This is a genomic window from Termitidicoccus mucosus (assembly GCF_038725785.1).
In the GTDB taxonomy this organism is placed as follows: Bacteria; Verrucomicrobiota; Verrucomicrobiia; order Opitutales; family Opitutaceae; genus Termitidicoccus; species Termitidicoccus mucosus.
The window spans coordinates 5,601,822-5,626,457 of sequence record NZ_CP109796.1 but is presented as its reverse complement, the minus strand read 5'-3'; the positions used below and the strand labels follow the sequence as shown (position 1 = coordinate 5,626,457).

Here is a 24,636-nt window from a genome sequence, read left to right as displayed (position 1 = left end):
CGCTTGAGGGATTTGTAATGATCTCATCGTCGACATCCGATTTGCCCGCAACCGGAGTCCGTGGCAACCAAGTCGTTGCTTCCGCAGTCGCGGCAAAAATCAACAAACTTCATGCCAAGGTGACACGTTTGGAAAAGGAGTCCCGTCGGAAACTCGACAGGGCTCTCATGGCCGCATGGCAAGCGGGACGGCTTTTGATCGAGGCAAAAACCAATATCTACCGCCAAGCCGGTCGCTCCTCGTGGATTCCCTGGCTTGAAACATGTTTTGATGGGCACTTGCGAACGGCTCAGCGCTACATGCGACTTGCCCGGGCCACGGACAAGCCGGAAGAGTTTGCCGGCCTCAGCCTGCGGCAGGCCTATTTTCGACTCGGCTTGTCGATTCAGCCGAACCGGTCGGATTCGCGGACCCCGGACATAAAATTACCGGCTTATATCACACTTGCAAACAAACTCACCAAGGTGTTGCGCCGCACGCGTCGGCAAATCCGCACGAGTGATCTGGCCGCGCTCTATGCGCAATTATGCTCGATTTTCGGAAATGAGAACACACGGCAACGGTGACACCAACCAACTACGTTACCATGCAAAACATCCGCCGCCCGATTTCGTGATGGCACACATGTGACTCATTGGCCGTAAAAGAACACGCCCCGGTAGTCGCAAAAAATCCACGGCGGTCAAGGAGGAGCGCAGGCAAGCAAGTCGCAGCTGAGAACTCCTTGAGGGCCATGAGAAAATTGAGAGCGGGGCGCGAGTGTTGGCGTGCGCGAATGCAGTTTGCCTATTGGCGCGTCCATCCGCGTCCCGGCACCCAAGTCGAAAGAAACGGAGTGGTTTGAATCACGGGTAATGCGAATGAGGCGATTTCATGGCAGATTTTTTCGAGATCGTCTTCAATCGAAAGGCGATTTTTTCGTAGAAATGCAATCCATTGGGTCTGTTTCTGGGGAGTTTTCCAGAACGGCTCATCCAAGCCTTCCGGTAATCCATCCGGCAGTGGCGTTCTGCGGCGTTGGAAGGTTTTCCGCATCGCCTCTTGCAAATCCTCTCCGCTGAACTCGAAGTGTCGTTGCAGGTAGATCACGTCAAAATAGTCTTTCATGCGACTGTTGAGGGTGCCCAGTTCAACCATCGCTTGGAATTTTTCGGCAACAACGGAGTAAACGGGATACGGGCGGATGCGCGGAGCGGGAAAATCCAGCAGCGTCGTGAAGTCAGTCCAGACAGGCTCGGGGTGAACAGCGTCACCGAGGCCGATGTCGATTTGGAGGGGAATCCGCGCCGTTCCCAGCCAGGCAAGCAGTTTCACGCGAATGCCTCCGTAGGCGTTGTTCTCGCGGATTTCCTCCGCGTGAATGGACGCGGTGTCGAAACGCAGGCCGTCGGGCGTGACCTCAACAGCCGCGATTTCGCGAAAAATGGCTTCCAACTCCCTCCGGTCATGGGTTTCGAGGAACAGCAAATCCATGTCCCGCGTCGGGCGATGGGGATGGGTTTCCCACAGGACAAACAACATGGCGCCCTTGAGCAAAAAAGCGTTTGCATGGCGGGACACGGACATCCGGTAAAGAAACCGCTCGGTGGCATAGCGGACTTGCACGAGATTAAAATCGTCGCCGTTGGCGACGGCCAGATTGAGCAGGCGTGCTTTATTGATGCCGCGAGGTTGACGCCTTTTTTGTTCATAGAATGGCTTCCATATAGGGGGTGATTACTTTTCCGACCCTGCAAATCCGGGCATAGTGGTTGATTTCCTTCACGGTGAAACGTCGCTCGCGCCAGCCCGCTTTCAGGGCTTCCACCGCCACATCAATGCCGATTTTGTGACGGTATCTGAAACAATCGGCAATCGTCTTTGCCGGGCAATAAACCCGCAGTGGAAAAGCGCCTTCAACCGTTTCGACGCCGGCTGCAAGCATCTCCCCCGAAAAACGGACAATGCGCAGCCGGGGATAGTTCAGCGTTGGATACCTGGCTTTGCGGTCTATGGCCATCCAGACCTCGCTTGGACTCTGTGTGCCGATTTCGTGATGGCGAAGCGCCGAGAGCAGACAAATGACACCGTGAGAAACCTTGTTGCAGGCCACTGCGAGGCTGTAATGGGCGGGGATGTCAGCATCCGGGTGGACATAAATTCCACGCGCCTGACGACGGGCGCGGCCCCGCTTGCCAAGTTCACTCAAATAGCTTTTGGAAAAGCCAAGCGACGCGAGTTCCCCGACGCGGAGAATCCCCCGCGTTTTCAGCAGATTCTCCAGTTTCTCCAGATTTGGAGTCATTTTACTTTCGTCGGCTCTTTTCAATTTTAGCCGACGTTAATTAAATATTGGGTGATTGTTCAAGCATAAATCCGCCTCATGTTACCTTGGGATGCTCGCGCTGGTGCGCGGCATACGCGGCACCGCTTCGTAGCCGTCGGACTGAAGCACGCTGGCAAAACCCTCGACCAACGTGGCAGCTCGCCGTGCCGGCGGCTCGTGCGCCAGTCAAAGCACACGTCGGCCGGGCTGGCTCACGATCCAGAGGTAGCCCTGGAAGATGCCCGCCTTCGTCTGATCGGGGTCCTGGCACTTGACCGGCGTCTCGTCCGCCTAGGATGTAGTCGCCCTCGAGCAGGCCTCGCAGCATCGCCTTGTAGATCGGTTCCAACCAGTTGGCTCCAATGTGGATCCACTCGCACAAGGTCGAACGCGGGATCGCCGCTCCCCAACGTCGGAGCATCTGCTCCTAACGATTACAGCGGCAGGTGGGTCGCGCGGGGGAATCGCCCCCCCGCGCGCTCCCAGAACCGGACGTGAACCTCTCGGTTCATACGGCTCCTATTCAAGAGATCGAGTTACCGGACTCCGATACCCCAGTGCGCCCAGAGCTGCGGATCGCGTTTCGCGACCTTCTGCAGCCAGTGCGCCGCCCGAGTATGATGACCTCGGAGCCTTTTGTATTTCCGTTGCGCCCATCGCACGAGGGCTTCGTCCAGTGGCTTGAACACGCGGTAGAGCCGCGAGCGGTAAACCACCCCGTAGTATTGCATCCAGCCTCGGATTTGCGGATTGAACATGTTCGCCAAGTCCACGAGCGACTTGTCGCTCCGGCGCTGGAGAGCCCACTGGCGCATTTCCTGCCGGATGTTCGTGGCCGTCTTCTCGCTGATCGCCGGGATGAAGCTCACGAAGTATTCCCCGCGGCGATTTCTCGCGCGGCGCGGACGGAACTCGAACCCGAGGAAGGTGAACTTCTCGTGCTCGTAGCTCCCACTTCGATTCGCGTCCTTGCAATAAACGATCTTGGTTTTCTGGAGGTTTACTTCCAGCCCGCACTCCGCCAGTCGCTGGAATACCGCTGCGCACAAGCGCTCGGCTTCCTCCTGCGTCCGACAGTGCATGATCGCATCGTCCGCATACCGCTCAAACGGATTTGCGGGATGATGCGTGGCCATCCATTGATCGAGGGCGTAATGCAGGAACAGGTTGCTCAAGAGCGGCGAGATGACGCCACCCTGGGGAGTTCCCTTGGTCCTCGCAGTCAGATGGCCATGCTCATCCTGCGCCGGGACTTGCAGCCACCGTTCGACATAGAGGAGCACCCACGGGTCCTTGGCGTGCTTGCGCACGGCTTTCATCAGCAGGTCCCATGGGAGGTTGTCGAAGAAGCCTTTGATATCCAGATCGAGCACCCAATCATACTTCCAGCACCGTTGCCGGCACTGCCGAACCGCGTCGTGCGCGGACTTCAGCGGCCGGTAGCCGTAGCTGTCGGGATGAAAGAGCGGCTCCAGTGCCGGCTCCAACTGCATCTTCACCACCATCTGCGCAACCCGATCCGCCACGGTCGGTATGCCCAACTTGCGCACGCCACCCGAGGCTTTCGGTATTTCCACCGTCAGCACCGGAGGTGGCAGGTAACTACCAGAAGACATGCGATTCCAAACGCGATACAGGTTGTCCCTGAGCTTGCGCTCAAAGTCCTGCACCGATTCGTCATCGACGCCGCCGGCACCCCGATTTGCCTTCACGCGCTTCCATGCCTCCAGCACCAGGTGCTTGGAGATACAGAACGGTTTCGATCCTGGCTGGCTCAACGGTTCCTCCCGTTGCCGGTTGACCGCGCGAACCAGCCGCCTGAACACAGTCCCTTCGCTCCATGCCCTTTGTCGGGGCCTTCAACGCTACTACGGACTGTTCCGCCCCTTCGCACCGCTTCCCTACTCAGACTCTCGCAGGGCTGCTGCTTGAGCCGCTCGGTTGGCATCGGTGCGGAAGGTTCCCACGTTCCACACAACCGCCGCGTGACAGGTTCATGCCATCTTGATGCCGGAGGCCGCAGGGTCCGGAACAGGCCCCGCCCCTGCTCAATCCCGGGACAACCACACCCTTCCGGTTTCGACCTCAACTGAGATACGTTACGACACGTCAGCGATGGTTCACTTGCGTTCATCTCCCTGTCACCCATCTGACCCGTTTGATCGGGCCTTTTCCTTCTGCGTTCACGACCATGGCTTTTGTCCACAGTAGGAATGAGAAGGCGGGTGTATAATCCTTCCGCCTTATGAATACAAAAAGCGCTGTTGAAAAACTGACCATTGGACTGGACCTCGGGGACCGCCGTCACCACGCGTGCATTCTCGACGAAACGGGCGAGATTCTCGCCGAGGAAACGATCGTGAACACGCGTGAAGTGCTGAGCGCGTTTTGCGGGCGGTATCCGGGGGCGACGTTCATCATGGAGACGGGCACGCACAGCCCGTGGGTTTCGCGCCTGGTGAGTTCGCTCGGCCACCCGGTGATCGTCGCCAACGCGCGCAAGCTGCGCGCGATTTCGCAGAGCCAGACGAAGTCGGACCGGGAGGACGCGCAAATGCTGGCGCGCCTGGGCCGGGCGGATCCGAAGTTGCTCTGTCCGATTCGCCATCGCCGCGAAGACACGCAGCGTGCGCTCGTGCGATTGAAGGTCCGCGAAGCGCTCGTGCGCAACCGGGTCAACCTGATCAACTCCGTGCGTTTCCTGCTGAAAAGCCTCGGGGTATTCGTATCCTCCTCGATCAAAGCGATGGCCTTCACGCGCAAAGTCCGCGCGCAGCTCGCCGCGCTGGTGGCTGCGCTCCTCACCGCTGTCGATGCGATCAATGCCGAGATCAAGCAACTCGATCTGGAACTGGAAACGCTCTCGCGCGAACGCTATCCGGCGAGCGAGCGGCTGCGGCAGATCCCGGGCGTCGGACCGCTGACCGCGCTGTGCTTCGTGCTGACGCTCGAGTCGCCGGCGCACTTTGCGCACGCCCGCGCGGTCGGACCGTATCTGGGCCTCGTGCCGCGACGGGATCAATCGGGGCAGAGCGACAAGCAACTGGGCATCACGAAAGCGGGCCACGTGCAGTTGCGGTGTCTTTTGGTCAACTGCGCGCATTATATCCTCGGCCCCTTCGGCCCACCGTGCGCGCTGCGCGCGGCCGGCGAGCGGATCGCGGCGCGCGGCGGCAAATCCGCGAAGAAACGCGCCGTCATCGCGGTGGCCCGCAAGCTCGCCGTGACCCTGCTGGCGCTGTGGAAAACGGGCGCCGATTACCAACCGCAACCGCCCCCCCTGGCGCAGGCCGCCTGAGTCCCCCGTTCCACTCCCGCAACTTCAACTTTCTTCCCGTCACAACCCAGGTCTGATCCCTTTGGCCACTGCGATCTGGCGCCAGCGTGGGCGTCACCGCTCAACGCGCTAATCAGTAAGCAGGGCCGCCTTTTTCTCGAGCACCTTGGATTCCTCCCTGCACCGCGCGGCCGATTGACGCCGCCACTCCGAGTGCGTATGGAAGCCTGACCATCGGGAAAAGCCGCCAGCCCCAAGCCAGATCTTCAAAAAAGGTGAACCTTTTTATATATTACCCTCGACACGCCTTCTCATGGAAGGCGGCTCCACCACCACTTCCTCCTCCCCGACGGGCTGCGCCCACCGGCCGTCGGGCTAGTAGACCAAACCGTTTCTTCTCGCAAACTCCGCCTGCGTCAGCCTGCTCTTGCTCTGCTCGATATTCCTTCACCACCTCCGATCGACGCTCCCTCGTCAGTCGCCGCCGCCTCTTCCGGTCTCGCGGCCTGTCATCAACTCGGCTTCCACTTGCATCATTCCTCAAATCTAGTACCCACCTCCTCTCTCGACTACGGGGTACCCGAACGGTCGCTTACCATACTCTGTTGTCGGACTCAGTCGCATTTGAGGCGTATGACTGCGATGTGGCTTAGCAAACGGCTGAGCCATCAATAACTGCAAGCTACGGCAGGGTTTTCGTCTGGACGGCCCACTCTTTCAAAAGTAGCAATTGTTCTGTCATTACCATGCCAACCTCCATTAATCTTATTAGACTATCCTTTTGTGGCCCAAGTGATGTTCTCAAAGAGATTGAAATTGGGCGCGAGGTTGTAAATCAATGGAATCGTAATCACAGTGAGGGATACAGTTTATGGGTGCACGACAAACACTGGAGTTCGGATGCCCATCCAGAGATGGGAGATCGCCCGCAAGCCATCATCAACAGTCAGATAATTGATAATTCGGATATTATTGTGGCAATTTTTTGGCGGCGATTTGGATCTCCAACTGGTATTGCCGGATCTGGCACGGAGGAAGAAATTCGCCGGGCAACTAGGCTTGGAAAGAAAGCTATGGTCTATTTTTCGGACCGAGAAGCAATAGCTGGATCAATTAACCAAGCGCAATTTGATCTACTGTGGCAATTCCGACAAAATCTTCGCACTAATTTCGAGGGATTGTGCTGGAATTTTGCATCGCACGCATTTTTTAAAAAAGAATTCGAACGACACCTTGCTCATGCGCTGATGGATTTCCGTTCGGCACCGACTAGCATATCGCAACCTAAAGCTTCGGAAGCGGCCAATCAGACAATTCACGGTAACCACAATATACAAGCTGGAGGAGATGTTTCATTTTTCCAGAATCCCCCTGCAATAAAGAATATCATTGAACGAAGAGAAGGATCTGTTTCACCGTCTGACTTACGCCAAATTCAGCTATGGATTGAGGAACTGGTCGAATCAACAGTAGGCATGGCCCGAAAGCAGGCCTTTGCGATGTGGTCGGAACGGTTCAAAAATCGATTTGATATAGATAAGCGAGAAGAGTTGGCATCGGAAAAAATGACTGGAGCGCACGATTGGTTTATAGAGCAACGCGCAATTCTGAAGCGTCGCTTGAAAACTAAATTGCCGGAAGAATGGAGGCGGAGTCGAATTGTCGCGATAAAGGCCGCGATGACAAATATGCAGAAGCAAAAGGAGGTCTACTATCCTGAAATTGCTCAGCGCCTTCGCATTCGAAAACCGTTTGTCTCATTAAAAGATCTTACAAAAAAGGACCTTGAGCGCGTTTACACGCTGGTTCTTCGCGATGCGGGAGAAACGTGAAGATGGGGCAACCCCACGAGTGATGCTGGCATCGCGATTGATCTCCTTGTATCGAATTGATCGTGAATGGACAGAAAACTATTTACTGCCTTTGTTCGATTGGAGCAGGAGTCACAATAGGGCAAAAGAATCGTGGATAGGATTTCTGCGGTTCGCCCGACTCTATCGAACTCTATTTGCAGCGCCTGCGTTCAAATCTCAATTTCTTAAAACGGTGCAGCATTACAATGAACTCGGTAAATATGGAGGGCAATATGCAATAATTCTAACTCGGACAGCGTTAGAACTATCAGAAACTTACACTATTTTAGAGTTGCAGAAAACAATCAATGCCTTGCCAACAGAAGGCGTTGAAGAAGTTGCTCAAGCCCTTGTAATGGCACTTGAAAGTGCAGGACAACAGGAAAACTACTGGACTAACCGCATTATGCCTTTTTGGAAAAACTGTGGCCTAAATCGCGCAATAATATGACAGATAAAGTAAGCGTCTCCTTGACGCGGTTGAGCATTGCCGCAGCAAATGAATTTTCTAGTGCCTTGAATGCTGTCGAAGATTGGTTACAAGAAATCAGATATCCAGGGATAATTTTAAGCAAATTGGATAAATCGGGTTTATTCCAAAATCTTCCTAATCCAGCACTCGATTTACTGGATTCTATTATTGGAGAGCCCTCTTGGCGTGATTCTCTCGATTTACGTAATTGTCTTAATGCGATTACCAAAAAAAGCCCTGATTTGGATAAAGATACAAGGTATCAAAGGCTGAAAAAATATGCATACTGATAAGATTGTAGCAAAACATTTTCTAGTTGTGGATATTTCCTTTATGGTTCTCGGACGTGTGATTGAAATTGCAAACTATACAAATACATGCCTTGTAATTTATTTTACCTATAACGCTGCTACAATAATCAACAGCAGTATGGCAAAAAATAAGCAACAGTACTTTGTCCCACAGCTTTATCTTAGTCAATTTGGCATTCATGAAACTGAGTTGATTTCTATAATGCAAATATCTCCATGCCGTTTTATTGGAGCGGGGACAATTAAAGACCAGTGCAAAGACGACTATTTTTTTGGTCAAGATTCCAAGCTTGATGCAATGCTTCAAGATATGGAAAGCCATATTGGGCCGACATTGGTGGTAAATATAACAAATACCAAAAAGTGCTTCAAGAATAAATTGTAATTTATGCGCCTTTTGTGTGCGCAATTATACTTGCGCACACGTAAAGCCGCCGAAGGTGCAAAGGTGCTTTCCAAATACATAGCAAAGGAAGTTATAAACAACGCGATGGAACGTGAAAAAATCCGCCTCCTCCTAGCGATTGGACTGGTGAGTAGATTGATTTTTCAGGTGCACCTCAAGTATTCTTGGGAGCTGTCTTTACATGTGTAATGGAGGCTAACGGCAAAGAACGTCTGCCCGCCGCTTGTTTCCCAAGTGTAGCGCATCGTCAAGGTGGAACGCCGCGCGACCGGCGCGGCGTTCCACCTTGGTGTGCGTCGCATCTGCTCCGCCCGCCTTTGACTCGATGCGCCGTGGAAAAGGCGTGAATCGGGCATGCTCGGTTTGGAGAGGTGTGTGTGCATCTCATTCGTCATATTTTTCTGATGCCAAGCCATTATGCGGCTGCTCGAATCTCAATACTCCTCACCAGATATTTTCCAGTTTTGATATTGCGAAGTCCTCGAGCTGTTACTCGCCAATTTTCTGGCCTAACTACGGTGGCTGATTCGATAATGGCGGAGATAGTTTTATTTCCTCGCATTTTTGCAGCCTCGCAGCGATGGTTGCCATCGGAGACACTATAGAAGAATTCTCCGTGGAATTCGACCTGTTCAAGGTGCACCGGCGGCGGCTTGGATTTTTTTGGAAATGAAAAGATTCTTTCAAGACGAACAGGCTGCCATACATGGCTAAGAATACGAGCAAGTGGAACGACCGTAACAGCATCACTCGGTGACGCTGTCTCTGATTCCAAAAGTGCGCAAAACGTCCAATGAATAGGGGCAACCATTTCGTGAATTCCATGCCCGTTTAGAAGATTAATGAGACCAGACCTTGGGGTTGGCGGCAGCGAAAGCGAAAGAGCTGCGCGCGCAGGGATGCGAAGTGAGGATTGGGACTGTTTCTCCAATTTCGCATCAAATCAGGTACCCATTTATCACGCGGGCGTTTGGGACCCGGAGCAAACAATGCCGCGTCAATATCAGCAGAATCGACAGAAAAGGGGGATCGGGTACTTATTATGGGGATCGCTTCTTCCATGCTGAAATGACAGCTTTTCGTATCTGTAAACACAAGCTCTCTGTGTGTCATCTGCGGAGGTGATACACAGGCACTCTCCCAATTTTTTGTTTCCAAGGAACACACTCCGGTAGTCGCCAAAAATCCACGGCGGTCAAGGGGCAGCGCAGGCAATCAAGTCGCAGCCGAGAACTCCTAATGCGGTTCCAAGTTATTCATGATTCGAAATTCAGAGGATTGGATACTAGATGTGGTTTTCACCGGAATTGGGTGAGGCGGAGGTGCGCTTAATTTCGCTGCGCAGGATCTCCCAAAAGGAGTGGTTGCGAACGTCCGCGTCATTAACCCGACTTCCGCAACTGGCGGGTAAAAGGAGTTATTTTTGAGGTGTATGGGGGTGCAAGTCATTGATGAGTAGCGGTCGTTTTTGCAAAAGTGCGTGTAGGGCCGACCTACCCTCTATCAAAGGGACGGCAGATTGTATAAACTTGGCGGCATGTATTTGAAGTGTCGCACGCGCCGCAAGGACGGGAAAGAGCACCGCAGCTGGTCGGTGGTGGAGAGCTGCCGTTACGGGAAAAAGGTTGCGCAGCGGCACGTGCTGTATCTCGGGGAGCTCAACGACTGCCAGCAGGCGGGGTGGGAGCGCACGCTGGCAGTCTTCGACCCGCGCAGCGGGAAGCATCGCCAGATGGCGTTGTTTCCCGCGGACCGCGCCGCGCCTGCTCACGCCGACCCGGAGGCGGTGGTGCAAATCAAGCTCGACGCCTTGCGGCTGGAACGCCCGCGCCAATGGGGCGCGTGCTGGCTGGCCGACGAACTGTGGCGCAGTTTGAAACTGGATACATTTTTTGCGCCGCGGTTGGGCGGCACGCGGGAAGGCACCGAATGGGAAAAAGTCCTGCGCACACTGGTCATCTACCGGCTGCTCTCGCCCGGTGCGGAATGGCGTTTGCACCGCGAGTGGTTCCGCGCCAGCGCGCTCGATGCGCTCCTGGGCCTGGACGAACGCGCGGCGCAGGACGACACGCTGTATCGCTGCCACGACCTGTTGCTCGTGCACAAGGAAACGCTCTTCGCGCACCTGCGCGAACGTTGGGCTGAACTGTTCGACGCGCGCTACGACGTATTGCTCTACGACCTGACGAGCACCTACTTTGAGTGCGACGTGCCGCAAGGCGAAACAGACCCGCGCCGCTTCGGCTACTCGCGCGACCGGCGTTCAGACTGCGTGCAAGTGGTCATCGCGCTGGTGGTCACCACCGACGGAAGAGAGTTGCACATGCTCCGCCGCACCGAACCCGACAAGGACGCACAACTGCTGCTTGCCCAACTCGGCATGCAACTGCCCCCGCAAGCCCCGCCCAAAATCCACTCCCCGCAAAATCCGATGTAGGGCCGACCTTTTGTCGCAACCCATTGCAAATCAACACAGTAACCCTTCAAAAACCCTCCAGTTGCGGAAGTCGGGTTAATGACGACATCGAAAGATAGCAGACAGAGGAGAACGGGTATTCGACGATTCCGATTGCACTCAGACCGTCGAACTCGGGGGATGTGATTCTCAGACATGCCTTTGTTTCTCGGACGAGAGCCATTCTGGCGTCGTGGAAATCTCAGCGCGCCGATGGATTCCGGCTTATGGAGCAGGGGTGGGCGCGGGCGGTGATTCGGGGAAAACAACCGCTCTCCAAAGTTCCGGCGGAACGGGGGAACCGTAGCGCAGACTGGCAAGCATGAGGGCGGCAATCGGAGTGTTGCGGACGAACTGAACCTTCGAGTGCTGCCGGGTGAGTTGAACGAATTTCTGCACGGCCTCGAACAACTCCCGGCCCGTCGCCTCGCGTGAATCCGAGAAAGGTCGGGTGGAGATAGACTCGCCGTCCTCGTTGAGCTGGCCGCTGAAAATGCGCGGATCCCAGTCCGCGGGCGCAATCCACGAAATGAGATCCAGCGGCTCGTTGCCCCCCGGGTCGCCCTCGTCGAACGCACCCAAGACCAGACGACGGTGGATCAGCGCGAGGAGCGTTTCGTGGCTGGGCAAGGCGCAGCTCAACTCCAGCAGCATGAGGACAAAGAACGAACTCGAAGTCGTTACCACCGGGGCCGCCGGCTTTGTCGCCACCTGCTCGAACACGTTCTCCAGCGAGTTGTGTGCGTCGATAAACGGGAGATCGCGATTAGCAATGCGGCGCAGATAGAGGCGGTTGACCAGTTCCAACAGGAAGCGCTCAAGCGACAGCAGGCGATGGGTTTGTAAAAATACGAGGAAGATGAGGAACACCTCGATGTGTTGAATATCGAGGAACGGTCGGTAGAGGCAGGTGTTCGCCTGGATCAGTTGCTCCATCCAGCGGGCAACCTCCTGAAGGAGCGCCTCCTTCTCCGATTTCGCCTCCGGGGTTGCATCCGGCAGGACTTCGGCGAGTCCGAGCGCGAGAAGGCCCAGCCGCCCAGCATGCCAATAGCCCAAGTAGGAGGCGGCGATGGTGCCTACAAAACTTCCCTGCGTCACCTGATCAATCGATTGCGGGGTGCTCAGGAAAGGCATCTGCTCCTCATAGAAGCTGCGCAGCTCCAACAGATAAAACCGCAGCCAAAATCGGACGACGGGGTTCTTGATCGATTCATGCTTCGCGGCGGCGCGCCACAGGGAAATCGCCGCCCACTCCGTGAGGTCGAACATCCCCGTGCGGATTGAGCGGTTGTCGCGGGCCTGCTGCCGGACGATCAGCAGGACCACGGGCACGAGTGGGACCGCGCGGTCGATCTCGCCTTCCTCCAAGAGGTCCGAAAGGAGACGCTTCCACGCCGGGAGAAGCTGCTGCTCCCATTCATCGGATCCATGGCGAAACTCCGCCGTTTGGGCGCAGAGATAATTGAGTTGGCCGAAGAACTTCTGAGGCACGAGTGCCGGACTCAGCAGGTGCTGCAAGGTGAGCGAGACGAGATCCGACAGGTTCCACCGCGCGAAACTCAGGGTCGCGCCGCCCCCCAGCGTCTTTGACGCGTTATCCACGAAAAGTTCGTAGGCGCGAAGGCCGTTTTGGTCCTCGTCCTTGTTGTATGCGAGAATGACCTCCACCTGTCGAATCTTGACGAGATGCGGGCTCTTGAGGTCGGGGTTCATCGCCATCCGGAGGTCGCGATCAAAATCCGCGTCCGTCCAATTGCGATTGGTGAGAGGCACCTTTTTCAGGACGAAGATCGTCAACTTCTGTTCATCCTCGCTGAGGAAGGAAAGGTCCACGCCCTGCTCGGACTCGGTCTTCGTCTTTGCGTAATCCCCTTCCTCGCCCCGCCTGAACGGTAGCCGCACCGGCTTGCCGTAAAGCGCGAGTCCCAAGTTATAGATGATCCAGTCGAATCCCCACTTGGCACCGGCCTTCTCATCCCGCGTCCGTTCGTGGAGGCTCTCAATGTAGTGCTGAATGAAAGTCTTGGTCAGCTCCGGGTTCATGTCTGACCTCCTTCCAACTCACGCAGGCGGTGGCGGGCTTCCAAGCGCTTCCAGTTGAGTCCTTCCGGATCGACGAACTCCATGCGGGGGATCTCGAAATTGTGCGAGGTGGCCTGCAGGGCGCTGGCATCGGAAAGTCCCTGTTCGCGCATCACGCGCCACCGTTGCCCGTACATCAGGTGGACGTGTTTGACCACTTGTGAAAAGATCGAGCGCTCCGCCGCCTGCCGGGAAATTTCACGGGTGAACCGACGATGAAACATCCCGACCGCCCGGTCGTAACCCGGAACCCGCATTTGCAATGCCGCAGACTGGGACACAGCTTGGAGCTTCTTCCAGAGATCCTCCACTTTGGCAAGCACGTCCCTGAATTTGGGCCACACAGCGACCGCATCACCAATCGTGTCACGGTAGGCGGAGGTGCTGAGCGCTTGGTGGACAACCTCGGCTTGGAAATCCTCCTGACGGACGGCTTCCCAACCTCCCACAACCTGGGCAAGGCTGATATGCAGCCGGCCCAGCGCGGTTGCATCGATGATCGTCGCCTGCGCCTCCCGAAAAATGATCTCTTGCTTGGCCGGCCCTGCTGCCGCCAGTGCCTCCGGCGCCAGGCGGGGAACAAACGTCCGCGCAAAGATGAAGAGCCCAATCTGGCGCGCCGTGGTGTCCGCACTCAGCAGCAGGTGCGTCGCAAGCGATTCGTGCAACTCGCGCGTCCGGAGATTAGCGAGGAAACTCTCCGCCTCGGTTTCACTCATGACGGCGAGCCAAACAGGGCCAGCCTTGGCGATGATGGCATCGACTAGCGGGATGATACGTTCCGGAGTCCGCTCCGAAACATCACGCAGGAACGATTCCAACCGGTTCCACAGTCCCTTGTGCTTGGTTTCGAACGGTAGCGTGGCAGTCAACACTTGCTCCCAATCGCGGCGCGTCATCTCGCCGGTGTCGCCGGTCTGTTCCCATGCCGACGTGCTCGCGACCACGAGCCAGTATTTGCCATCCGGTGTCACGGTCTCCGCAGCCGCCAGCATTTCGCGTCTGACCCACGGCCAGCTGAAGCGGTCCGCCAGCGCGATTGAGCAGAGGACATGGCACCAGGCCGTGAGTTCCGCCGCGCCTTCGCCAGCAATCTCATCGCGCAATTCGAGGGCGCACTTCTCCGTGAGGACGGGGGCGTTCGTGATCAGGGCGAACGAATCCAGATAGACCGCCCGCCAGTCGGAACGACCCTTCGCGCGCACGCGCGCGTCGAGAGCGGCCACGGCCGCCTGAACCGCCTCGCTTTTCGACGCAGACGCACGAAGCCAAGCGAGGACGCGGGAAAGGATACCCAGCTCCAGATCGCTCGGGCGGCCATCGAGCCATTGCGCCACTACTCGCACCGCCTCCTCCGGCGAATGCGCCACAAAATTCTCGACGGAGCGCCAGTATCCGCGCTGATAAAGATCGTTGCCGAGCCTCTCGCGGGCGTGCGCCAGCCACGGTCGCATCACCTCGGCCGTGAACGGGACGCGGCGGAACGACTCCGCCACGAAGTCGAGGGCTTCGAAGATATCCTGCCTTCTCCCAATAATGGCTTGGAGAAAGGCCTTTCGGTCCGCTTCGTCCCATTGCCCCAGCACATCCGCCCACATTTGCCCGGCGAAGGCACGCACGGCATCGCCGGTTCCGAGGTAGAGGTAGGAGCGTAGCCCGAAGTCCGCAAACTCTGCGGGCTCAAGGCGCCCATCCAGCAAATCGCGAACGACGGGAGCAAGATTCAGGTTGGTGCTGTTGATCTTTTGCAACTCCCGGCGCAATTCCGCCCGGCCCTCCGGGTCAGGCTCCAGCCGGAGGTTGGTCTTTTTTTTTTGGTCGGTTAGCGCTTGCGCGACATGCGGAAAACGGATGGCGAACGACGCGAAGGCCCCGCCGTCTCCGACGGCAGGCGGCGCCTGCACGGCCTCCACCGGGGCGGAAACCCGTTCTAGCGCATTGGCGGCCAGCCCACGGAAAGTTTCACTGAACCGCAGGTCGGCAACCACCGCACTCCAGAACGCCACGGCCCACCGCGTGGCCACCGCCCAGTCCTCGGCAGGCGCGGCATCACGGTTGGGGATTGGGAACGGTCGTTCGACGATTTCGCCTTGGGTTGAGGGCGCGAAGATCATCGGCAGCATGTCGTAAATGGGCGCCAGCGCGAGCGGTGCCTTGTCGTGCCACCACAGCGACAGGTTGCCGAAATGCATGTCGCTGTTCCCGATCAGCGTGCCGAAGCACCACAAGCGGCAAATCGTCTGTGCATCCGCGCCGTTCAGCAGCCCGTCGGCCTCCATCTGCCGGGCGGCATCTACCCATGTGTTGATCTTTCCGTCGAGAAGTCCTGCCTCCACGTTGGCGAGCGAGATCAACCCGCGCCGCCCGCGCCCGCCGATGCGGTCGTAGCGGGTGATTTCAAGAAACCGCCGGAAACCGGCGTCGACGATCCTCGCCACAGGCGTGACGATGCCGTTCGCCCGCAGAATTTCTAGCGCGTGGAATTCGGCGAGCAGCAGATCCGCCCAGCGCTGTCCGGTTTCGGTCGCGGACTTTGTGTCGGGCGAAAACTTCACGATGACCGCCCGCGGCAGATTGCCTTCATCCATCACCCAACAGGCGAACTTCGGCTGCTCGCCGCCGGCTGAGGAACCGAAGGTCTCGCCGCGGATAATGCGGTCCGCGAGTTCAGGATAGCGTACTTCGCGCTCCTTGTGATCGATGATGGTGTGGAGATCATCGGCGATGACGCCGGTTCCCGCGCGCCGAATCTGTTCGGCCATTTCCGCTCCGACCACCAGATTGCCGGGGATGTCGTGACCGGAGGTCACCAAGTAGGCGAGGATGTGCGCGGAGGTCCATTCGCGCGGGTCGACCGGCACGCCAAGCGACGCCGCGACCTGCCGCGCCTGTACCCGGCCGAGGAACCCCTGCGGCTGGACGTCGGCAAAGATGAACGGGAAATCGGCAAAGAAGCCGTCGCCGTAGTCCTTCCGCAGAATCGGCGGCACCGGACTCAGGCGAAAGCCATTCTGGACCGCTTGCAACGTCCCGGCCGGATTGACGGCACCCTGTTCATCCACGCGAAAAAGGGGCCACTCGCGGCCGATCTTTCCCAACTCCCGCCGGAGTGAATAGCGCGCCTGCCGGGCCGCCCCAATCATGGTGACTTCATCGCCCAAGCTCGCGAGCAGTCGCGAAACCGTCGGCCGACTCACCCCGAATTCCTCCGCAATCTCCAAAGCCGTGGCCTCTCCGCAGGCAGCAAGGAAGGCACGCAGCTTGGCGAATTCTTGATTTCGATTGCGAGGCATTATGAACAGATTTTAAAGATAAGATATACTCGTTATCTCACTGATTTCAAGCTTATAGTGCACATTATTTCAGGCTATCTGCACAAATACTTATCATTCATAACAGATATGCGGGTTTAAAAAATGAACAGATTTTTGCACAGATGATGACTTAGACCCTTTTGCGTGAACAGATCGAGTCTGGCAAGCAATGCCGCGCGGCCATCCTCACTGTTGAGAAAGCTATTGCGCACGTAGGCCGTGCGAAACAGGTCATGCTGCTCTTCCCTGCGCACGGGCACGGGGCCATCATCGCACGACAACAACAACGCGACGCTGTGCAGCAGTATCGCGACAGGGGTGCCCTCGTCGGGATAATCCAGCAGTTCCTCCAACTGGTGCATGACGATGAGCGCGGTGCTTTCAGTTGGGGAAAGTTCCCCGCCCTCGTGGCCGAAATACACATACACACCTCCATCTTGTGGAGCGTCTTGATGTGTTCCTCGGTTGTGGAGCCGACAGGGTCCGGCAGCTCTTCGGAACATCCCGCATCGTCGAAATCGTGGATCATTTTAAAAGGAGGTTTCAGACTGGACTGTGACAGCAATTCTCCAGCGATGAATGTCAGATTCCTCGTGCCTCAGTCCGGTTCTATCGAGACTGCCGATAATACGGGCTATGGCACCATCCCGAACATGAAACGCGGCAGCGATGTCGCCGCCGCGTGCGCGCGGTTTACCGGCTGGTCGGTCAAAGCCAGGAGTGCGTGAGAGCATCGCAATCATTAAAAAGCAACCATGCGAGGTGATGCACGGTGTCGTGGCCGACGTCGAATCCACAGCCGCCAATCCGTATGGCTTCGCGACGGCGATCATAGCATCTATCGAGTGCCTTGGCCACGTTCCATGTAATGCGCATGGGGTGGTTATCTTTCATGGCATAGAGGTCGATGTAACGGGTCATTCCAGTTCTGCCGACATGGCGGAGGATGACGTAAACGGTGTCGCCGGACTTGAGGTATATATCCTTCAGATAGGTGATAGCTTGAGCGCGTTCTGCTTGTTTGGGAGTAAGCGGCTTTTGAACGGTATCGTTTGACATGGTTGGTACGGAATCGCACAGCGTCCGTTTCCGGCATCGTGCCGGGTTGTCATCGGTGCTGCCCGATTCCGCCGTCCCCGGGGCACACCAAGTCAAAGGCGGGCGAGCGCATGCGAGTCCGCCGTGGTGGAGCACGGCGAGCTTGGTCGAGTCGTGACAACCTTGACGGTGTGCGAAAATTCGGGAACACGGCGGGCAGTGTGTTCTTGCGTGCAGAATTGCCCGGATAATATGCGCCAATATTTTATCGCATCGTTTCCGTCCACCCAAGCGGCTGAAAAATTTACCGAGAAACTCAATGGTATCAACATATGAACACACCGGCGTTTCGTAACCGGGAAATCAGTCATGGGTGTCTCCCTCATTATTTCCCCGCAATCGGGACATCCCGAGTTTGGTTTTATCGGTACAAATGAAAATCGCCCCCCGGCCAGCGCGGAGTCTTGGGCCGCCCGGAGTGAAGCGGCGCCTTCGGTTCCGGAGCGGATCTGGAGCGCATGCGCAGTCCGCGACGGGCCGATGGCGAAGCGAAACGAGGAGCGCTCCCAAGTCTCCGCGTGCGTGCCGCTGTCACTTCCGCCCGGCACGAGGGCATGCCGCAAAACGGAGGCACGGAGAGCGCGGCGTGTCTTCGTGCGAGTCGGTTTTCTGAATCGTGGATGGCCAAAATCTAAGCACTATAGGGAGGGCATTCCCGGAATTCTTTGGTCCGCTCTGCGAGCAAAAGCCTGTGATTCGGGATGCGTCATTGCTCGTATTCTCAATCACGGCAGATCGACAAACGTGAGGCAGTGATGAGTCGTTGCCTTAGTCATGGCGTTTATGAGCCGCGCCTGTGTCATTGCCCAGTTTTTAGAGCTGCGGATGAACGTAAATAAGCGCGAATGAAATGAGGCCATTGTCTAGCATTGTTGCGAACCGCGATATTTGCGGGCTCACGAGTCTTGCAGCGGAATGAAGGCGATGAGGAATTTTTCAACCGTAGATGGACACTGATGAATTATTATGCGCACGGCATGCTTTTATTTCTGCGCCGGGCGGCGCCAATCCGTGGTAGCAATTTTGCTCTGGTCATTTTGAGTTGATGGTATCGTCGCAGTGTTCACGGGAAATGCGGGAAAATTTCACACCCACTCAGCACCTATTATAAATCGCCCGCTGGTGATATTGTACGCGGCATGCAACACCGGAAAACATCATTGCGCGGCAGCGCAAGGGGAAGAGCGTCGGGCTGTTCAGGAGCGCAGGTGCGTTCCGCCGTGCCTGTGGGTATCCGTATTTTGGAGGCGTCATGCTGACTCCGAAGCCGCAGTTGAAGCTGTCCAGTGCGAAGGGTTACTTTCGCGAGCATCTGGCCGTGGGCGACTACTACATGGATGGGCATGTGGTGGCCGGCGAATGGCACGGCGCGGGCGCGGCCATGCTTGGTCTGGAGGGCCGTGTCACCGAAGACGTGTTTCAGAAGTTATGCGACGGGTTGAATCCCGAAACCGGGGAATGGCTGACAGCGCGGCGCAACACGACGCGGCGCGAGGGTTCGCGCACGGTGGCGAACCGGCGGGTGTTTTATGACTTTACGATTTCACCGCCGAAGTCGGTTTCGGTGGTCGCGCTCCATCAGGATTCCCGGATTGTCGGACTGCACGACCGCGCGGTGCGCACAATGATGGACGAACTGGAAAAGTATGCCGAGGCGCGGGTGCGGATTGACGGCGCGAACGACGAGCGTGTGACAGGTGGCGTCATCGCGGCGTTGTTCCGGCATGACACGAGCCGCGAGCTCGATCCGCATTTGCACACGCACTGCATCCTGTTCAACGCGACGTATGATTCGGTGGAGGATCGCTGGAAGGCGCTGCACGCGACGGGCATGTATCGGGCACAGAAATTTGCCGAGCATTTATACTATCATGAATTGGCAAAAGGGCTGGTTTCGCTCGGTTATCGGATCGAAAACAACGCGCGTGATTTTGAGATCAAGGGAGTCCCGGCAGAGGTGATATCCCGGTTTTCGAAGCGGCATCATCAAATCGATGCAGAGACGCAAAAGCGCATCGCGGAGGAGGGACTGATCGGAACCGAAAAGGCGCTGCGCGAGCAAGTGGCGCATGACAGGAGAAAGCGCAAAACCAAGGACGCGGTAGCGGACCGCTTGCGACCGCGCTGGGAGGCGGAAATGCCCTTGTCCGAACGCTCGGCGCTGGAGGCCATGTCGCCTAAAAAGCTGCCGCCACCCCTGCCGGGTGTGCTCACCGAAAAACCGGACCTGTCCGGATTGGTGGCATGGGCGGACGGGCATTTATTCGAACGCAAATCGGTGGTGGCGGATCATGAGCTGCTGGCCGTCTCACTGGCGCGCGGTCGCGGTGGAAATTTTACGCTGGCGGAGCTGGAAGAGGCCGTCGTGGATCGCGAATATGTCTTTTCCGAGGATGGCCGAAAACTGACCTCGCGCGAGGCGTTATCGCGGGAGTTGCAGATTGCATTGCGGGTCGAGGATGGCGCCAATCGGCATGACGCGTTGAACGCACACCATCGGCCGGCGTTGACGTTGTCGTCGGAACAGCGCAGAGCCGTGCGCGGGATTCTGGAAAGCCGTGATTTTGTGACCTTGTTTCGCGGCGGCGCGGGAACGGGGAAGAGTTTTACATTGCGGGAGGTGGCGCGCGGATTGGAAGCCAGGGGACACCCGGTGGTTGTCGCTGCTCCCCAGCATCAACAGGTGGATGGCTTGCGCGGCGATGGTTTGGAAAATGCGATGACGCTGGCGCGTTTGCTGGCCGGGACGGAGTTGCCGCCGCGCGCGGTCGTGATCGTGGACGAAGCCGGTCAGATTGGCGGCAGGGACATGCTTGCGCTTATGAAGCGGGTGCAGGCGTGCAATGGGCGGCTGATCCTGTCGGGGGATACGCGACAGCAGGGGGCGGTGGCGGCGTCGGATGCATTGCGCGTGATCGAGGAGAACACGAACGTGAGGCCGGTGTGCTTGGCGGAAATCCGCCGTCAGGACCCGAAACTGGGACGCACGCGCAGGGAGAGGCAATTTATCAAGGCGTATCGCGAGGCCGTGCAGGCCGCGGCGAAGGGCGATACGATGGCCTCGTTCGACAAGCTGGATGCGCTCGGCTGCATTCGCGAACTGGATGCGGCGGAATTGAAGAAAAAACTGGCACGGGAATATTGCGCGGCTTTGGGGAGAAAGGAAAAAGTCCTCGCGGTGGCGCAGACGTGGTCGGAGGTGCGGGAGCTAAACACGGCGATTCGCGACGAGTTGAAAAATGCGGGCAAGCTCGGGGAAGGCGTGCCGGTGGTCTCGTGGCAGTCGTTGGATTTGACGGATGCGCAGAAACGCGATGCCCGGTTTTATGGCGCGGGCGCGCGCGCGTTTTTTGTGCGCGAATACGGTCGGTTCGGACGCGGCGACTGGGGCGAGATTGTGAAAGTCAACGAGCATGGGATCACGCTGCGCAAGGATGGACAGACAACGTCCCTGAGTTTGGATTATGCAAACCGGTTCATCGTCGCGGCACCTCAACAAATCGAACTGGCGCGGAGCGACCGGTTGCAGATGAAGTTCAACGGCAGTTCCGCGGAGGGCGCAGCGATTCGCAACGGGGAACTGGTCACGGTGCAGCGAGTGTTGGGCGACGGCCGCATTTGCGTGCGCGACGATGGCGGCAAGAGCAAGACGCTTTCGCCATCACAGAGACTCTTCGTGCCGGGCTACGCAGTGACATCGTATGCGTCGCAGGGCAAAACGGTGGATACCGTGATCGCCTCGTATGGCGAACGCGAGGCGATGCCAGTGGGCGCCAACTCGCAGCAGTGGTATGTGGCGATTTCGCGGGCGCGGAAGAATGTGCTCGTGCTCACCGGGGACAAGGAGGCGTTGCGGATGCGTGTCGAGCGGGAGGCGGATCGCGAGCTGGCGCTATCCATCACGCCGGAGAAGGCGGCGATGGATGCCGTCTGCGCGGAATTTTCGGAGGAAACGCAGGCATTGCTGCGCGAGGGGCAGCGAGCCCAGCGTCATGAGTCTGTGATGCGGTGGGTGCGGACGGCCCAGGCGCAGGCAAACTCGCCGCGCGTGGCTCCGCCCCTTTTGCCTCAATCCATTCAACAACCGAAAATTAACAGGGGGATCAGAATATGAGTTTGGCCGATCATCTTGAAAAACAACGGCGGGCGCAGGCCGGCTACGGCTCGTCCACGCAGGCGGGCCGAGAAACAAATGATACTCCGGCAGACTTTTTCCCGATGACGTCGCCGTCATCGCCGCATCCGGACAAGCCGACGGAGCCGGGTGTGTTGCTTCGCCAGTGGAACCGCAAGACATGGGTGTTCCCCTGGTCTTACTTTATCGAGGCGGAGTATTTTCCATCGAACACCGGGAGCGAAACCCAGACAACACACGCTTCGCCGGGTTTCACCGAACAAGTCCGATTGGTCTTCGGGCCGAGGGAAATCACGCTGCGCGGACGCAACCTTGCCGTGTTGATGGACTCAATCGCCCGGCACCGGGTTGTCGAACTGCGCGAGGTGCCGGAAAAGTTTTTGCCGGCTGACACTCATGATGCGGCGGAATCTGTCATTGTGAGCATGGAAATCAGGCTCCGGGCCAAATGATTTTCCCCGGGTTTTCCCATAATGGGCAGGAATCTCCAATTCAATGGCGGGTATTGCTGGCATGATAAACGCGCATGTTTCTTCATCTGCTGCTGTCATTCGTGAGTGCGGGCATTGCCGTCCTCGTATGGAAGCATTCCTTCGCCGGGATGTCGCCGATGCGTGCGCCAGTGTCCGCGGCATTTGCCGGGCTCGCGTGCTGGCAGATTGTTTGCGGCTTTTGGGCGCTTCGTGAGGAGCGGCGCAAGCCGAAGACGATTTTGCGGCTGGGAGGGTTCGCGTGGAACCTGAATGATTTTTGCCGGGGCTGGTTGATTACCGGGGAGACGGGCAGCGGGAAAACCCAGGCCGTCATCAACAACATGCTCTGGCAGGTGACGACGAACTGTCCGAACTGGGGCGGCATCTGCATCGACGACAAGGGGCTGTATTGGGAAACGCTGTCCACGATGTTTCGCGCGCTGGGGCGCGAGAAGGATTTGGTCTTGCTGCGGGTGCGCCCCGAAGGCGCGCCGGAGGACTGGGTGCCGGAGCACACGTTTAATTTCCTCGCGGACAAACGGCTGCCGTATTCGGCGCGGGCGAAGGACGTCTGTGATGTGGCGGCCTCGCTCGGCCAGGATGGCGAACAACCGTTTTTCAAAACGCAGTCGGAGATACAAATGGACTTCGCATTTCGCGCGCTGGACTGCGCGGGGTTGCCGGTGACACTGGAGCACGCCTACGAGATGCTTTCCTCGGATGCGTTCATACAGCAAGTGCTGACCAGTGTCCGCGCCGTGAAAACGCCGGAGGCGGCGAGATTGCTGGAGCATCATCGCACGCAGATCGCGAGCCAGCCGGCGGAGCAAATGGGCGGGGTGCGCGGCACGCTGGCCAACCGGTTGAAACATTTCACGCACCCGGACATCGCGCAGGTGTTCTGCCCGGAGATTTCATCGTTTTCGATGGCCGAAATCGACCGGGGCAAGGTGGTCTGCGTGGCGATACCGCAGCGATTCAAGACGGAGCGGCGCTACATCCACACGCTGCTCAAGCTGGCGTTTTATTCGCATGTGCTGCTGCGTTTCGATTGCCCGGAAAAGGAGCGCGCGAAGCACAACCTGCTGGTGCTCTGGGCGGACGAGGCGCAGAAAATCATCACCGCGAGCGAAGACGGCACGAGCGACTACAATGTGGTGGATGTGATTCGTGAGGCCAAGGCGACAGTGGTTGCCGCGACGCAAAGTTACACCTCGCTTATTCCACCGATTGGCGACGAGCAAAAGGCGAAGGTGTTTATCGCCAACATGGCGAATCGGGTCATCTGCAAGGCCGCGGACGAAGAGTCGGCGAAGATTGCCGCGAGCACATTGGGGAAGAAGAAATACAAAAAACGCAGCTACAGTTATTCGGGCGGGAAGCGGACGGTGAGTTATTCCGAGGAGGAAAAATATTACATCGAGCCGCATGAGTTTCGGAGATTGCGCAAATTTCAGGCTGTTGTTCAGCACTGTGAGATGGGCTTCCGGCGCGTAAAACTCACACCGCGCGGCGCGGACGGGAAAGTGCCGGAATGGTATCAGGGGTAATTTTGAACCGCGAATAAACAGAGATGGACGCAGACAAACGAAAGTGGCGATTGCTTGAGTTGGCAGCGCATTTGCGCGCCTGCATCAAAGGGCAGGAACATGTGATTGGGCGTGTCGTCTCGGTGTTGCAACGCGGCGAATTAGGCCTGGCGCATCATGGCAGGCCAAAGGGGTCGTTCTTGTTCGTCGGGCCGACAGGCACCGGAAAAACGGAAATTACAAATGCGTTTACTTCATTTCTTTTCGAGGGGGCGAAGCCGTTGCGCTTCGATATGTCGGAATATCAGAATCAATCGTCGGTCGAAAAACTGATTGGCGAAAAGATTGGCGACATCGGTTTGCTTGGTCGGGCGCTCGTGAAATCAAACGGCGGCGGCACATTGCTCTTCGATGAGATCGAGAAAGCGCATCCGCTCGTGTTGGATCTGTTTCTTCAAATCTTGGATGACGCGAGCATCACACTGGCCAGCGGTGAACGGAAAAACCTTTCCGGTTACTACATCGTCTGCACATCGAACATCGGCGCGGCGGAGGCGATGCGGATGCAGTCAGCGCCGTTTGCCTCCATTGAGCGCACCGTATTGGCACGCGTCGGCCAAAGCCTCCGTCCTGAATTGGTCGGGCGCATGACAGAAAAGGTCGTGTTCGCGCGGCTGCCGTATGCCGTGCAGCGGGAGATTTGTGAGTCGATGATCGCCGGTGAATTGGCGCGGCTTTGCAAGCTAGGCCACGAGTTGGAGATTACGCCTGCTGACATAGAGACGATCCTGCGAGCCGGTTTTCACAAGACCCTTGGCGCCCGCCCCATGCGCGCCGCCGTTGAACGTTTTTTGCAGGATCGGGTGGTGGGAATGTTGTTGGAACATTTCTCGTCCTGATTCATTGGTCAGGCTGTTGCAGCC

The 24,636-nt window shown here is 57.4% G+C and carries 19 protein-coding genes and 1 pseudogene; 11 read left to right on the top strand and 9 right to left on the bottom strand.

Annotated features, from left to right (window positions below; genetic code table 11):
- Positions 1-17: 17 nt before the first annotated feature.
- A complete protein-coding gene (locus tag OH491_RS19635; RefSeq protein ID WP_068769978.1) occupies positions 18-566 on the top strand; it encodes a hypothetical protein in 549 nt (182 codons plus the stop codon).
- 220 nt (positions 567-786) lie between these two features.
- On the opposite strand, the gene OH491_RS19630 is transcribed toward OH491_RS19635, so the two are convergent.
- The 4 genes from OH491_RS19630 to ltrA form a co-directional block, all read right to left on the bottom strand.
- The gene (locus OH491_RS19630) at positions 787-1,605 is read right to left on the bottom strand and encodes a nucleotidyl transferase AbiEii/AbiGii toxin family protein (protein WP_068769979.1); all 819 of its coding nucleotides are present in this window, start codon (positions 1,603-1,605) and stop codon (positions 787-789) included.
- An 82-nt stretch (positions 1,606-1,687) separates the two neighbouring features.
- Positions 1,688-2,284: a type IV toxin-antitoxin system AbiEi family antitoxin domain-containing protein gene (locus OH491_RS19625; protein ID WP_068769980.1), complete on the bottom strand. Its 597-nt coding sequence runs from the start codon at positions 2,282-2,284 to the stop codon at positions 1,688-1,690.
- A gap of 76 nt (positions 2,285-2,360) precedes the next feature.
- A complete protein-coding gene (locus tag OH491_RS28250; RefSeq protein WP_425429176.1) occupies positions 2,361-2,726 on the bottom strand; it encodes a hypothetical protein in 366 nt (121 codons plus the stop codon).
- Between the two features lie 115 nt (positions 2,727-2,841).
- On the bottom strand, positions 2,842-4,083 hold the full coding sequence (gene ltrA / locus OH491_RS19620; protein ID WP_068769981.1) for a group II intron reverse transcriptase/maturase: 1,242 nt from the start codon (positions 4,081-4,083) through the stop codon (positions 2,842-2,844).
- A 467-nt stretch (positions 4,084-4,550) separates the two neighbouring features.
- Here ltrA and OH491_RS19615 point away from each other — a divergent pair, with 467 nt between their 5' ends.
- From OH491_RS19615 to OH491_RS19595, 5 genes are all read left to right on the top strand, one after another.
- Complete coding sequence (locus OH491_RS19615) at positions 4,551-5,603, top strand: IS110 family transposase (protein WP_068769982.1); 1,053 nt, start codon at positions 4,551-4,553, stop codon at positions 5,601-5,603.
- 725 nt (positions 5,604-6,328) lie between these two features.
- Positions 6,329-7,414 (top strand): hypothetical protein, encoded by a 1,086-nt coding sequence (locus tag OH491_RS19610; protein ID WP_342750644.1) that lies wholly within the window; start codon positions 6,329-6,331, stop codon positions 7,412-7,414.
- Positions 7,368-7,886: a hypothetical protein gene (locus tag OH491_RS19605; protein ID WP_342750643.1), complete on the top strand. Its 519-nt coding sequence runs from the start codon at positions 7,368-7,370 to the stop codon at positions 7,884-7,886. The genes OH491_RS19610 and OH491_RS19605 overlap by 47 nt, the downstream gene beginning before the upstream one ends.
- Positions 7,883-8,197: a hypothetical protein gene (locus OH491_RS19600; protein ID WP_342750642.1), complete on the top strand. Its 315-nt coding sequence runs from the start codon at positions 7,883-7,885 to the stop codon at positions 8,195-8,197. The genes OH491_RS19605 and OH491_RS19600 overlap by 4 nt, the downstream gene beginning before the upstream one ends.
- Positions 8,187-8,603, top strand: a complete 417-nt coding sequence (locus tag OH491_RS19595) for a hypothetical protein (RefSeq protein WP_342750641.1) — start codon at positions 8,187-8,189, stop codon at positions 8,601-8,603. Before OH491_RS19600 ends, OH491_RS19595 begins: the two co-directional genes overlap by 11 nt.
- A 436-nt stretch (positions 8,604-9,039) precedes the next feature.
- Here OH491_RS19595 and OH491_RS19590 read toward each other — a convergent pair whose 3' ends face one another.
- The gene (locus tag OH491_RS19590; RefSeq protein ID WP_145928725.1) at positions 9,040-9,435 is read right to left on the bottom strand and encodes a hypothetical protein; all 396 of its coding nucleotides are present in this window, start codon (positions 9,433-9,435) and stop codon (positions 9,040-9,042) included.
- 726 nt (positions 9,436-10,161) lie between these two features.
- On the opposite strand from OH491_RS19590, the pseudogene OH491_RS19585 reads away from it, so the two are divergent.
- Positions 10,162-10,935: pseudogene (locus OH491_RS19585) on the top strand (IS1634 family transposase); the annotation flags it as partial.
- A 369-nt stretch (positions 10,936-11,304) separates the two neighbouring features.
- On the opposite strand, the gene OH491_RS19580 reads toward OH491_RS19585, so the two are convergent.
- From OH491_RS19580 to OH491_RS19565, 4 genes are all read right to left on the bottom strand, one after another.
- Positions 11,305-13,125, bottom strand: coding sequence for a hypothetical protein (locus OH491_RS19580; protein ID WP_068769985.1), 1,821 nt, complete (start codon positions 13,123-13,125; stop codon positions 11,305-11,307).
- Positions 13,122-16,457: a type II toxin-antitoxin system HipA family toxin YjjJ gene (gene yjjJ, locus OH491_RS19575; RefSeq protein WP_068769986.1), complete on the bottom strand. Its 3,336-nt coding sequence runs from the start codon at positions 16,455-16,457 to the stop codon at positions 13,122-13,124. The genes OH491_RS19580 and yjjJ overlap by 4 nt, the downstream gene beginning before the upstream one ends.
- A gap of 116 nt (positions 16,458-16,573) precedes the next feature.
- Positions 16,574-16,840, bottom strand: coding sequence for a hypothetical protein (locus OH491_RS19570; RefSeq protein ID WP_334319238.1), 267 nt, complete (start codon positions 16,838-16,840; stop codon positions 16,574-16,576).
- Between the two features lie 346 nt (positions 16,841-17,186).
- Positions 17,187-17,537, bottom strand: a complete 351-nt coding sequence (locus tag OH491_RS19565) for a hypothetical protein (RefSeq protein WP_084442087.1) — start codon at positions 17,535-17,537, stop codon at positions 17,187-17,189.
- 1,291 nt (positions 17,538-18,828) lie between these two features.
- Here OH491_RS19565 and mobF point away from each other — a divergent pair.
- The 4 genes from mobF (at position 18,829) to OH491_RS19545 (ending at position 24,612) form a co-directional block, all read left to right on the top strand.
- Positions 18,829-21,690 (top strand): MobF family relaxase, encoded by a 2,862-nt coding sequence (mobF, locus tag OH491_RS19560; RefSeq protein ID WP_068769989.1) that lies wholly within the window; start codon positions 18,829-18,831, stop codon positions 21,688-21,690.
- Positions 21,687-22,163, top strand: coding sequence for a hypothetical protein (locus OH491_RS19555; RefSeq protein WP_068769990.1), 477 nt, complete (start codon positions 21,687-21,689; stop codon positions 22,161-22,163). Before mobF ends, OH491_RS19555 begins: the two co-directional genes overlap by 4 nt.
- Positions 22,164-22,264: 101 nt before the next feature.
- Positions 22,265-23,734: a type IV secretory system conjugative DNA transfer family protein gene (locus OH491_RS19550; RefSeq protein ID WP_342750640.1), complete on the top strand. Its 1,470-nt coding sequence runs from the start codon at positions 22,265-22,267 to the stop codon at positions 23,732-23,734.
- A gap of 23 nt (positions 23,735-23,757) precedes the next feature.
- Positions 23,758-24,612 carry an AAA family ATPase gene (locus tag OH491_RS19545; protein ID WP_068769992.1) on the top strand — a complete coding sequence of 285 codons (855 nt, stop codon included), beginning with the start codon at positions 23,758-23,760 and terminating at the stop codon, positions 24,610-24,612.
- Positions 24,613-24,636: the final 24 nt, after the last annotated feature.